We start from the raw sequence: 12,800 nt of genomic DNA, 5'->3' as shown, positions 1-12,800 counted from the left end.
GGCAAAAGAGTTTAATTTAAATAATTAAAAGGGAAATAAAATGTCAAATCCAGAAATAGCAAAAAGTATAAAAACAGGAAGTTATAATACAAATTATCACGATTTAGGTGAGGGTGAAGTAATATTATTTATTCATGGTTCAGGTCCAGGAGTTTCAGCTTATGCAAACTGGAGATTATCTATGCCAGTATTAGCTGAAAAGTTTAGAGTTATTGCTCCTGATATGGTGGGTTTTGGTTATTCAGATAGACCTGAAGACATTACTTATTCTATGGATATATGGGTTGAACAAGCAATTGATTTAATGGATGCACTAAATATTAAGAAATTTAATATTGTTGGAAATTCATTTGGAGGAGGACTTGCTATTTCTTTAGCAATTAAATACCCAGAAAGATTAAATAAAATTGTTTTAATGGGTGCAATGGGAGTTGAATTTGAAATAACTGCAGGACTTGACCAAGCATGGGGCTATACTCCAAGTATTGAAAATATGAAATCATTACTTGACACTTTTGCTTACTCAAGAGTTTTAGTAACTGATGAATTAGCACAAATGAGATATGAAGCAAGTATTAGACCAGGTTTCCAAGAGTCATTTGGTTCAATGTTCCCAGCTCCTAGACAATCTTCTGTTTCAGCAATGGCTTCAAATGAAGAAGATATCAAAAAAATTGATAAAGATGTATTAATTATTCATGGTAGAGATGATAAAGTTATTCCTTTTGAAAACTCTATTAGATTACATAATTTAATTACAAAGTCTCAATTGCATGGTTTTGGTGAATGTGGACACTGGAGTCAAATTGAACATAAAGATAGATTTAATAAACTATTAGTAGAATTTTTCTCGGAGAAGTAAAATGAAATTTTTAATTTTGGGTGCAGGTGGTATTGGTTCTTATTATGGTGCAAAACTACTTAATCAATCACATCATATTACTTTTATAGCAAGAGGAGAACATCTTCAGGCTATAAAAAACAATGGTTTGTCTCTTAAACACCCAGAATTTTCTTTTCATAAAAAAGTTGATGCTTGCAGTCTTGAGGAGATAAAAAATATTGATATTTCAAAAATTGATGCAATTTTTATTACTACAAAATCAACAACTACAGAACAAATTGCAAAAGATTTATCAAAAATATTTACAGATAAAGAAACAATGCCATATTTTGTATCTTTACAAAATGGTGTCGAAAATGAAGATATTCTTTGTAAATATTTTGATGAAAAAAAAGTAATAGGTGCACTTACTCGAAAAATAGGCGCACATATTATTAAGCCTGGTTATATAGAAGTAACAGGAGTAGTTGAAACTATTTTAGGACCTATAATTAAAACAGAAGAAAATGAAATATTTGTAAATAAACTAACACTAACTCTAAACAATGCTAAAATTTATAGTGAATATACGAATAATATAAAACTAGAATTATGGAAAAAACTAATTATAAACAATGGAGTTAATGCTATATGTGCATTATTACAAATAAAAACAGGCGTTTTAATGAATAATAAAAAATTAAATAAAATTGTTTATGGTTTAATGCAGGAAACTGCAAATGCTGCTAAATTTTTAGATATTAATATTAGTAAAAAAGATGTTGATATCATGTATGAATTAATTAAAAACTTTGATTCAATCAAACCATCTATGCTTGTAGATAGAGAGTTTGAAAGAGCAATTGAATTAGAAGAAATTTCTGGTGTTGTAATTAAATATAATGAAAAACAAAATCAAGATTCACCATATACAAGGACAATATCAACTTTACTTGAATTTATTTATAAAAATGAATTAAAATAGTTAATTTAAATTTCTATTATTACACATCGTTTAATAAAAAAATTAATTTGCGATTAAAATACGATTTGATTCTTGTAAAATAATGGTAATTAATTATCAAATTGAATGTGATAGTTAATGCTGGATGCTAGTGGTATAAGCTCTAATAACATTATTCTAATTACTGCATAAAATTAAAATAAATAGTTAATGAACTAAGTAATTTTATACTTACAGCAAAAAAAGTAGAAGTTGTGGCATCCAGAATTTTGCTTTTAAGAAAAGTTACCTCCTACTTATTCAACGAAATTAAAATTTAATACTTGTGCTTTAGCTGTTTATTAACCATTAATACAACTACTACTTTGAAATCATTTAGAACTTACTATTAAGTCCTATAATAATAGTAAGTTCTACTTTCTTTTTACTATAAAATCAAAATTTATAATATCTTTATTTAGCGATAATTTAGCGATAATTTTAGAATAGAATATTCTCAAGGTGTACCAAGCAAAACATCATAAAATAAATTTGATGTGGATTTGCGCGCGAATTGGTAGGCTTATCTTAATATCGAAATCTAAGGGGAATAAATGAAAAAAATTACAAAATTAAGTTTAGTTGCTGCACTAACACTTTCAAGTACTGTATATGCAAATACATTAGCAGAAGCGTTTGCTGGATCAAAAGTTACTGGTGAAATTAAGGCACAATATTTTGATAAACAAAGTCCTTCTGATGGCAAGAATGATAGTATAGTTGTAGTTGGAGGTAATTTAGGGATTGTAACTGATTCATTTAATGGCCTAAAAATAGGTGCAACATTTCAAACTACTCAAACAGTAACACGTGATATCGAAGATACTAATGATTTCTTAAATACAATGGATGCTTCTGGTTCTGTTTTATCTGAATCATATATTTCTTATACATTATCAAATACAACAGCTAAGATTGGTAGACAATACATTACAACTCCTTTAGTTGCAGGATCGGGATCAAGAATGATTAAAGAATCATTTGAAGGTGCTACTTTAATGAATAATGATTTACCTGACACAACTTTAGTTCTAGGATACGTAAATAAGTTCCAAGGAAGAACTGATGGCGAAAAAGGTCCAGGAAAGTTTAATGATTTTGAAGATGGTGCATATACTTTATATGCTAAAAATAATTCTATTAAAGAATTAACACTTCAGGCTCAATATTTAGATGTAAAAGGAATAACTTCTTCAACAGATAAAGATGTATTATATTTTGATGCAACATATGATGCAGGATTTGCTAAATTATCTGCACAAATTTTAGACTCATCAAACGGTAATGTCGATGGAACAATGTATGGTTTAAAAGCAACTGGAAATATTGCAATGATTAATTTAACTGGTATTTATACATCAACGACAGATGATGGACAAGTATATCCTGGTGCAGGAAATGGTGCTGATTCTGCATTTACTGCATTACCTGTTCATGGTGGATTAGTAACTTATATGGCAAACACTGATACTATGGTTGCGGTTGCAGCAACTAAAATTGCAGATGCAACACTAGTTGCATATGTAGGACAAGTAAAATCTCCAGATCATAATAATTTAGGTGGTTCAGATAAGATTGATGCTTATGGTGGATTTGTAGAATATTCATTTAATAAAAACTTTTCAACAAAAGTAATGTATGAAAATGCAAAGTTTAGTGATACTCTAGATGATTCAAATGCTTTAAGAGTCTATACATCTTATAAGTTTTAAAAAAAAGAAGATTTTTTAATCTTCTTTTTTAAATATCTTCAATTTCTTTTGGATACGAACCTAATATTTTAATATACTTATTATGTTTTTTAAGTACTTTTTCAACTTTTTTATCACTCTTATTACCCTCAAACTCAATAAAAAAAGTTGAAATTCCTTTTACAATGTGAGATTTTATTTTATTTAAATTAATTTTAGAATTTTTAAAATCATTTAAGAATTCGATTAAACTCCCATATATATTTGGTAATTGAACTATAATAGATGTTTTGTCACTCTTTGTTTTTTTGATATTTTCTTTACTAATTACAAGAAATCGTGTTTTATTATCTTTATTATCTTCAATGTTTGAAAATAAAACTGGTATATTTATAGTTTTAGCTGCAAGTTTTGAGCATATTGCTGCACTATTTTTTGTTTTAGCCGCAAGTAGTGCAGCCTTAGTAGTAGAATCAACATAAACATACTTTGCATCATTTAGGTGATAGTTTTCTAAGAAATTTGAACATTGATCAAATGCTATGTCTTTTGAATAAATAGTTTTGATATCTTTTATATTTCTACAATTACTAACTAAAGTATGATGAATATCTAAAATTGTTTCGCCAACAATATTTAAATTATAATTATTTAGAGAATTTATTGTATCTCCAACAATTCCATTCGAACTATTTTCAATTGGAACTACACCATATCTTGCTCTACCTTTTTCTATTTCAAAAAAAATATTTCTAATAGAATTGACTGAATAATAGTTATTATTCAATCCAAATTTATTAATTGCTGACTCATGTGTATAACTACCTTCAGGTCCTAAGTATGCAATTTTATTATTTTCTTCATATTTATTTGTAATTAAAAATATTTCTGAAAATACTGAATTAATCATTGCTTTGTGTAAATTTTCAGTATTGCAATTTTCTAATTTAGAAATTAGTTTACTATTAATTCTACTATATTCTAATTTTTCATTTTTTATTAGAGAAATTCTTCTATCTAATAGTAGTAATAACTGTTTATCTAAGCTATGTATTTTATCTATATTTTTTATTTTATTTTTCAATAGATCCCTTTATAAATTAAAATGTTTTACTTTATAATATTGAAAAATAATCGCATATATATCGTTTTTATTAAAAAATAGTTGAATTAGTTTTATTATAGATCAATCTAAAAACTTCTTAATTTTTAAAACTTGACCATTATCATCTGCAATATATAAGTTTCCTTTTTTATCAAAAGTAAGACCTTCTTGTGCATATTTTTTACTTAATTTATACTCTTTAATAACTTTATTTTTTTCAATATCATAAGATATTAAAAGATTATTATTATCACTTATCATATATAAAGTATCTTTATAAAAAGTAAGACCTGAAATATCAGTAAATCCATGATCTATTATATTTTTAATTTTTAATTTCTCTTTATTTAACTTATAATCAACAATTACAATAACAGATGAATCCGCTTTTGGGTATTTGTTTTTTGATTGATTAGAAATATATAATTTATCTTCATATAAAGCTATTCCTTCAATTCCATTTTTTGAATCTTTTTTTAGAACTTCTATATTATTATATTTTCTTTTGATTTTTATTTCATTTTGAATTTTAAAATCATTTTGTGATAAAACTAATATTTTTTCATCACCTTCAACTGCTAAAATAAGTAAACTGTTTTTTTCATCAATAGTAATACCTTCAAAATCATATTTTCCAATATTAAGCTTTTTAACTAACTTTCCATCAGTTGTAATTTCATAAATTTTACCTTCATCATTAACAACAAAAAGTGTATCTGACTTTTGTGAATAAACAATACCTGAAGCCTCAGGAATTTTTGCAATAACTTTTTCTTTTGCAAATAAATTTTGCATTGATAAAAGTATAAAAAGTGAAACTATAAGTTTTTTCATATTACCTTCTTTTATTTTTTGAAATTATATCCAAGTCTTAATTTGATATACTGCGGTTTAAGAAAAAAGGCATATATTGAAAGAATTAACAACTTATTTTACAAACAAAGATATTATATTTAAACAGATAAACGAAACAAGTCCTAAAGAATTAGGTTCAAGAAAAAAGATTAAAATTTACAATGCTACTTGTGTAGAATCAAAATATTATGCAATATTTATTGTTGATTCTAAAAGTAGATTTATTAGAAAAAATGCAGATGATTTAATGACTTTATGTGATAAATTAAGTGAGCATCTAGGACATAATTTCAAAAAAAAGATATTACTGGTTTCAAGTCCTCTTTGTTCAAAAGCAAAGTTATATTTACAAGATAATAAATGGAGTGTATATAGTGATTTTATGTGATATAGGTAATACTACTTTTCATTTTTTAATAAATGGAAAACATAAAAAATATTTTACAAATGAAGAAATCCCAAGTTTTAAAGAACAAATAGTTTTTGTATCTGTTAATAATAAAGCTAGTAAAAAACTTCTAAAAACAAATCCAAATGCAATTGATATTAAAAAATATTTGAAATTTAAAACAAAGTATATTGGTCATGGAATAGATAGAGCCTTAGCTTGTGTATTTCAAGAAAATACAGTTGTAGTTGATGCAGGTTCTGCTATAACTGTGGATATTATGAAAAACTCAAAACATAAAGGTGGTTTTATTTTGCCTGGAATTAGGGCATTTTGTAAAACTTATCCAAAAATATCTAAAAAACTAAAGTTTGATTTTGAAAAAAATATAAATTTAGATAAAATACCGCTTCAGACAAAAGATGCTATACAATATGCTATGTTAAAATCCATAATTTTACCAATAAAAGAAGTAAGTAAAGATATGAATATTATATTTACAGGTGGAGATGGAAAACTATTAAGCAAGTATTTTAAAAATAGTACATATAAAAAAGATTTAATATTTGAAAATATGAAAAGGATTATTGATGCTAACAATTGCATTGCCTAAGGGAAGAATTGCTAAAGAAACACTTGCTAAATTTGAAAAGGCTTTTGGGGAAAAGTTTGTTTTTGAAGATAGAAAATTAATACTTGAAAAAGCTGGATTTAAATTCTTAAATGTAAGAAATCAAGATGTACCAACTTATGTTATGCATGGAGCAGCTGATTTAGGTGTAGTTGGACTTGATGTACTTGAAGAAAAAGAGTACGATTTAATTAAACTACTTGATTTAGAACTAGGGCGTTGTAAAGTTGCATTTGGACTTAGACGTGGTGAAGAACTTGATCTTACAAAAACAGAAATAAAAGTTGCTACAAAACATGAAAAAATAGCAAAAAAATATTTTGAAGAAAAAGCAATGGCAGTTAAGATTATTAAACTTTATGGTTCAATTGAATTAGCACCACTTGTTGGATTATCTGATTGTATTGTTGATATTGTTGAAACTGGTGAAACAATGAAACAAAATGGTTTAGAAGTAGGTCCAACTATTATGGAAAGTTCAGCACATTTAATTGCAAATAAAAATGCATTTTATGCTAAAAAAGATTTAATTTTAGATTTAAAAGAAAGAATAGAAGCACAATTATAATGGGATTAGAACTATATTCAAAGGTAGAACCTTATTTAGATTTTGAAGATGAGGTTTATTTATTACACAAACAGTTTATGGAGTTTGTGATGGTAAATGAACTTGATAATATTATTGATATTGGATGTGGTCAAGGATATTTTCTTGATAACCTTAGAATTAATGGTAAAAAAGCTTTTGGAACAGATTTAAGTGTTGAACAAATTAAGGTTTGTAAAGCAAAAGGATTAGATGCTAAAGCAATTGCTTTAAATGAAGTAAAAGATAAATATGACTGTGCAACAGCTATTTTTGATGTACTTAATTATATGGATAAAGAGTATTTAAAAACTTTTATAAAAGAGGCTAACCTTGTTTTAAATCAAGGTGGATATTTTATATTTGATGTAAATTCACATTTTGGTTTTGATAATATTGCTCAAGGGTGTATTACAATAGACTTAAAGGATAAATTTATTGCAATTGATGCTAACTTTGATGATAATAAATTACAAACTGATATTACTTTATTCTCTAAACAAAAAAATAAACTATTTTCAAAAGAGAGTGATTCAATAATTCAAGAGTATCACTCAAAAGAATTTCTAGCAGAGCTTTTAGAATCGAATGGTTTTAAAATACAAGAAATCAGAGAATTTAATCTTCATAGTGATGAAGATGCTGATAAATTTATTTTTATCTGTAAAAAAATAGACTAACAAAAATCTCTATACCTTCTGTTTCTTGCAGAAGGTCTGAACTCTTCTCCTTAAATATTAAAAATTTACTAATATATTATTTATTGATAAATTAAACTTATATCGATATAATTTCTGCAGAAAAATATAAAGGATATTCTTATGCCAAAAAATTTACTTTTAATGAATGAGATAATTAAAGGTATTAGAAAATCTTTAGCTACAAATAATAAGCTAAATATAAAAGGGAAATTTCCTTTTTTTGATGACTCAAACCCTAGTCAAATTTATATTAGCCTTTTCCAAGAAGGAGTGAAAACTCTTAGATGGGGTTCTAAAAAAGAAACATTAAGTGATACTTTAAATAGAATAATTTTTAAGCTAAAAACTAATCCAAATTTTTATAAATTTGAAATATTAAATGATAAAAAATGCAAAATACTTTTTGAAATAGTAACAAAAGAATATCCATGTAATATTAGAAATCTTACTACTTTACGAATGCATTCTAAAAATAGATTTGAATCAGGTGTAAATGGTTTAAAATATAAGTATAAAGGTATTACAAGATTCTTTATGCCAAGTGATGGATATACAAAATCTATAATGAGTGTAAATCAATTACTAAATCATCTTTCAAAACAGTGTGGTATTTCAAAACAAACTAACAAAATAAGTGAACGTGTAAATTTAATGAGACGTGAAGATATTGAATATACATTTATTGAATCAAAAGCTTATGTAACATATGAAGATAAGGTATTAGAACTTGAAAGAGGATATCCTAAAAAGATTGATTTTTCAAAAGAGATAGTACTTGATAAAATGCTAAAAAGTGTTGATTGGTTAGTTGATAATATGAATGAAGATGGTAGTTTTTTATATTATTATGATCCATATAAAGATACAGTTGTTGATGATATGCATCCTAAAATGATTGATCCTTTATATAATAATATTTTAAGACATAGTGGAGGAACAATCTCTTTACTAAGAGCTTATGAATTAACTAATAAACAGATATATTTAAATAAAGCAAAAGATTCAATTGATTTTTTACTTTCAACTTTTAAAGAACATACATATAATGATAACTATGCTTGTTTTCCATTTTTTAATAAAAAATCAAAATTAGGTGGTGCAGGAATTGGTTTGGTTGCCTTAATGCATTATTATATGCATACAGGTGATGAATCTTATAGAAAATATATAGATGGTTTAGTAAGACATATTTTAAGTAGAGTAGATAATGATGGAGAAATGTTAGGTTATTATATTCATCCTTTATTTAATGAAGGAAAACCACTTATTAATGTAGATGATAACGTAAAAAAAGAGTTGTTTTCATTTTATTATCCAGGTGAGGCCTTACTTGGATTAGCCTTATATTATTTACATATTAAGAATATAAATGAAGAACTAAAAATTGATATAAAAGATAAAAGTGAAAAAGCACTCGACTTTTTAGTTGATGTTCGACCTATAAAATATGATTATATGTTTGATACATTACCTGCTGATGCTTGGCTTATGCAAGCTATTGAAGAGTGGGTAAAAGTTGAAGGTTTAAAAAAGAAAAATTATATTGATTTTGTTTTTAATGATACTAAACAAATGTTTGAGCATATGTACAAAGATAAAAATACTTTAGACATAAATAAAGACTATATAGGTGGTTTTTATTATGAATATGGTGACCATGTTTATCATGATGCTTCTAGATGTGAAGGTGTAGTTAGTGCTTATTACCTTGCAAAATATTTAGAAGATGATGAAAAAGCTTCATGGATAATGGAACATATGATGTTAAGTGCAAAAGGATTAATGAAAACCTTTCATGATGAAAAATCAGTTTATGCACATATAAATCCTAAAAAAGCTCTACATAGTTTTAGATTTAAACTTACAAGACAATGGGTTAGAGTTGATAGTGTTCAACACGCTTCTTGTTTCTTTGCAAGATTGATACCTATGATGAATACTAAATCAAAAGCCTTAACTTTGAATATACATAACACATCTAATAATCTAGAGTCTTTTAGAGAATTTTTTAAAATTGTCTCTTCAACTAAGACAAAAAACAATGGAAAAAAAATTGTAATAGTTTCTGAATTTATAGATCTATCACAAAAGAGTATTGATAAAACTTTTATTAATGAATTTAAAGAATTAATCCAAAAAGCTCGAATTGATTCTCTTTTTACAACAAATAACTTTAGGAATCATCAAGAAGTTTTATCAAATTTCCAAATATGGAAAAATCATGCCAATAGCATAGAAGAAATAGAAAATGAAATAATAAGAGATATAAAAAAGGATGATTGTGTTTTTATAAAAAATATAAATTATCAAAATATAAATAATTTTTTAACAAAGCTTAACAACAAGGAATATTAATGTCAGGAATACACTTTTTAAAAAAGATTGATGAATCACAATATTGGAGATTTTTTGTTGATGGTAGATTTCAAAAAAAATATGATGGATGGATAGGTTATGAATCAGGAGAAAGAGGTTCAGTTTCTGCTTTATTAAATGGGTTTTCTTTTATGATAGATAATTTTGATATTTCGCAAGGATTAAAGGCAACTTATTTAAGAGAATTACATAAAATATGTATGTTAAGTGTTGAAACAACAAATCTAAAATCAAGTCCTGGTGATATTAGATATTTAAATTCGGGAATGCCATTTTTTGCAAAATCTACAACATATGAACATTTAGTTGAAGTATTTGAATTAAGAAAAGGTGATGGTACATCAATTTTTAATTCTTCTAAATGGGGTAAAACAGCTGATGAATTAAATGTAAAAGATGTATATCAAGCAATGATTAATGATAAAAAAATTAATTATAGAAATTGGTATCCTAATTTGGATAAAAAACAAATAGATGCACTTGATGGAAAATTATCTTTACATGAATTTTATGAAGCTAAACATACTGTTCAAATGTTAATGGTTTATAAAATGGAAGAAATTATTAATAAATATAATACAAATATTAAAAAAGCTAAAACTGATGAAGAAAAATTAGAAGTTATTTCTCTTGTACCAAGAGAATTAGAGCTTCTTCATCCTTTTCCAGATGGAAATAGTAGAACTTTTAGTTGTGTAACTTTAAGTCATCTTCTGATGTTTAATGGTTTTCCTCCTGCAATATTAGAAAATCCAAATTTAGATAATGAAGTTTCTCATTCTCAATGGATTGAAGAAATTAAGAAGGGAATAGAAAGAACAAAACAATTAATTGAAAATCCAGAAATAGAACTATTTAATTATTCCATATTAGATATGGAAACTAAAAGTAGAAAAAAATTTGTAGAAATGGCAAAAACTTTAAAAGAAAAAGTTGACTCATATAAAGAAATATTTCTAACTGTCAATAAACTTAATGATTATACAAAAGGCAAATGGTTAACAGAAATTGATAATAATATGACTTTTTCTGGGGTAGGAACTTATGGAACATATAGAAGTGGTAATATTTACTTTGCTATGGCAATTAAAGATTGGATAAAAGAACAAAAAAATCCAATTATTGAACTTCAAAAGGTTTTGTCAAAAGGAATTAAAGCAATTGTTATTGATGATAAACAATATTTTAAATATGTAGATAATTTGCCCGTTTTACTTGTTGATGATTGCTTTGAAGCATTTAAAAAATGTGCAATAAAAGTAAGACAAGAACATAATCCTTATACTGTTCTAGTAACAGGTACAGAAGGTAAAACTGGTGCAAAAGTACAATTCCATCATCTTTTAAATAAACAGATAAAAACTCATGCAGTATTGAATAGTGCAAATACAGAAGTTCCTGTTTTAAGGTCTTTAATTAATTTAGAACTTGATGATAAAATTGAAATAAATGAAGTATCTGTTGGAAGTGATGAAGCTTATAGAGTTGAAAGAACAAAAATGGTAAATCCAAACCTTTGCTTTTTTACAAATATTGGACCAAATCATATGGATATGCATAAAACAATAGATAATATAATGCTTGCTAAATCTTCTGTAGTTGAAGGATTAACTCAAAATGGTAAGTGTATTGTTAATTCTCATATTGAACATTATCCTAAGCTTTTAAATGCAATTTATAATAGAAAACCTAATGTAGAGATAATAAGTTATGGAATCTCAAAAAACGATAAAGCTCAACTTATAAAACAGACTTTTGATTCAGAGAGAATAGGTTGGATTGTTGATGCCAATATTGACGGTGAAGACATTAGTTATTTTGTTCCAATGATTCAACAACATGCTCCTTTATCAAGTGTTGGAATTTTACTTGCTATAAAAGAGATGGGCTTTGATGTAAAAAAAGCTGCAAAAGACTTTGAAGGTATTAAACCTTTTGAAACAATGGGTAAACTTATTAAAATTCCTAAAAAATCTGGTGACGTAATTTTCTATGATCAAAGTAGAAGAGGTGGCATTCATGGCATGAAGTCAGCTTTTAATGATTTAAAAAACTTTAATGTTAAGGGTAAAGTAATTGCATTAGTTGGTGGAATATCAATTAAAAAGGATTCTTCTTGGACAAAAGAATCTCATGAAGAATTAGCAGAAATGATTAATCAAAGCAATATTGATAAACTTTATACTACTGGTAATTTTATGAATTATGTTCATGATAATTTAACAAAATCAACTGTTTTGATATCTCATGAGAATGATATTGAAATACTAGCAAAAAGATTATACAACGATATTAGAGGTGGAGATTTATTATTTATAATAGGAAGTGCATACTTATATCTTGGTCGAGTATCTGAAAAACTTCTTAGAATGAAAGATGAATCAATTTTTGATTATAAAATTAATGAATTTTCTTTATCATCAAAAAAATTGGATCAATATAAAGCTTTGGTATCAATGAATGAATTTGAAAACTCATCTGTTAAAATAAATGAAATTTTATACAAGTATAAATTAGCAAGTAATGAGTTTAAGATTTATATAAATAAATACAAAAATTATACTGAGTTTAGAAAAAATCTATTGCTTAATTTCTTTAATGAATTAAATAAAGCTCTGCATGGTGAGAAATTAATTAATGT

11 protein-coding genes are annotated in these 12,800 nt (G+C 25.7%); 9 read left to right on the top strand and 2 right to left on the bottom strand.

The window, feature by feature from the left end; translation table 11 throughout:
- Window positions 1-40: 40 nt before the first annotated feature.
- From ACERKK_RS06080 to ACERKK_RS06070, 3 genes are all read left to right on the top strand, one after another.
- Window positions 41-862, top strand: coding sequence for an alpha/beta fold hydrolase (locus ACERKK_RS06080; protein WP_373772194.1), 822 nt, complete (start codon window positions 41-43; stop codon window positions 860-862).
- Between the two features lies 1 nt (window position 863).
- Window positions 864-1,808 (top strand): ketopantoate reductase family protein, encoded by a 945-nt coding sequence (locus ACERKK_RS06075; RefSeq protein ID WP_373772193.1) that lies wholly within the window; start codon window positions 864-866, stop codon window positions 1,806-1,808.
- A 572-nt stretch (window positions 1,809-2,380) separates the two neighbouring features.
- Window positions 2,381-3,538 carry an OprD family outer membrane porin gene (locus ACERKK_RS06070; RefSeq protein ID WP_373772192.1) on the top strand — a complete coding sequence of 386 codons (1,158 nt, stop codon included), beginning with the start codon at window positions 2,381-2,383 and terminating at the stop codon, window positions 3,536-3,538.
- Window positions 3,539-3,566: 28 nt separating this feature from the next.
- On the opposite strand, the gene ACERKK_RS06065 is transcribed toward ACERKK_RS06070, so the two are convergent.
- Together ACERKK_RS06065 and ACERKK_RS06060 are read right to left on the bottom strand one after the other, a co-directional pair.
- Window positions 3,567-4,601, bottom strand: coding sequence for a prephenate dehydratase (locus ACERKK_RS06065; RefSeq protein WP_373772191.1), 1,035 nt, complete (start codon window positions 4,599-4,601; stop codon window positions 3,567-3,569).
- A gap of 102 nt (window positions 4,602-4,703) precedes the next feature.
- Window positions 4,704-5,456: an SdiA-regulated domain-containing protein gene (locus tag ACERKK_RS06060; protein ID WP_373772190.1), complete on the bottom strand. Its 753-nt coding sequence runs from the start codon at window positions 5,454-5,456 to the stop codon at window positions 4,704-4,706.
- A 76-nt stretch (window positions 5,457-5,532) separates the two neighbouring features.
- On the opposite strand from ACERKK_RS06060, the gene ACERKK_RS06055 reads away from it, so the two are divergent.
- The 6 genes from ACERKK_RS06055 to ACERKK_RS06030 all read left to right on the top strand — a co-directional run.
- Entirely contained in the window at window positions 5,533-5,865 is a 333-nt protein-coding gene (locus ACERKK_RS06055; RefSeq protein ID WP_373772189.1) for a hypothetical protein, read from the top strand.
- Window positions 5,852-6,478, top strand: a complete 627-nt coding sequence (locus ACERKK_RS06050) for a type III pantothenate kinase (RefSeq protein ID WP_373772188.1) — start codon at window positions 5,852-5,854, stop codon at window positions 6,476-6,478. The genes ACERKK_RS06055 and ACERKK_RS06050 overlap by 14 nt, the downstream gene beginning before the upstream one ends.
- On the top strand, window positions 6,456-7,064 hold the full coding sequence (hisG, locus tag ACERKK_RS06045) for an ATP phosphoribosyltransferase (protein ID WP_373772187.1): 609 nt from the start codon (window positions 6,456-6,458) through the stop codon (window positions 7,062-7,064). The genes ACERKK_RS06050 and hisG overlap by 23 nt, the downstream gene beginning before the upstream one ends.
- Entirely contained in the window at window positions 7,064-7,762 is a 699-nt protein-coding gene (locus tag ACERKK_RS06040; protein WP_373772186.1) for a class I SAM-dependent methyltransferase, read from the top strand. The genes hisG and ACERKK_RS06040 overlap by 1 nt, the downstream gene beginning before the upstream one ends.
- Before the next feature lie 141 nt (window positions 7,763-7,903).
- Entirely contained in the window at window positions 7,904-10,138 is a 2,235-nt protein-coding gene (locus ACERKK_RS06035; RefSeq protein ID WP_373772185.1) for a protein containing Six-hairpin glycosidase-like domain protein, read from the top strand.
- Window positions 10,138-12,800: Mur ligase family protein (locus ACERKK_RS06030; protein WP_373772184.1), on the top strand; the 2,663-nt coding region annotated here is incomplete at its 3' end. The genes ACERKK_RS06035 and ACERKK_RS06030, both read left to right, overlap by 1 nt.

It is taken from the genome of Poseidonibacter sp. (assembly GCF_041821165.1).
Lineage (GTDB): Bacteria > Campylobacterota > Campylobacteria > Campylobacterales > Arcobacteraceae > Poseidonibacter.
The sequence above is the reverse complement of the archived record's forward strand: the minus strand, read 5'-3'. Positions and strand labels throughout refer to the sequence as shown.

Excerpts from the sequence above, each read along its gene's own strand:
- ACERKK_RS06080 (WP_373772194.1), top strand. The coding sequence starts at position 41 with ATGTCAAATCCAGAAATAGCAAAAAGTATAAAAACAGGAAGTTATAAT.
- ACERKK_RS06075 (WP_373772193.1), top strand. The coding sequence starts at position 864 with ATGAAATTTTTAATTTTGGGTGCAGGTGGTATTGGTTCTTATTATGGT.
- ACERKK_RS06070 (WP_373772192.1), top strand. The coding sequence starts at position 2,381 with ATGAAAAAAATTACAAAATTAAGTTTAGTTGCTGCACTAACACTTTCA.
- ACERKK_RS06060 (WP_373772190.1), bottom strand. The coding sequence starts at position 5,456 with ATGAAAAAACTTATAGTTTCACTTTTTATACTTTTATCAATGCAAAAT.
- hisG (WP_373772187.1), top strand. The coding sequence starts at position 6,456 with ATGCTAACAATTGCATTGCCTAAGGGAAGAATTGCTAAAGAAACACTT.
- ACERKK_RS06040 (WP_373772186.1), top strand. The coding sequence starts at position 7,064 with ATGGGATTAGAACTATATTCAAAGGTAGAACCTTATTTAGATTTTGAA.
- ACERKK_RS06035 (WP_373772185.1), top strand. The coding sequence starts at position 7,904 with ATGCCAAAAAATTTACTTTTAATGAATGAGATAATTAAAGGTATTAGA.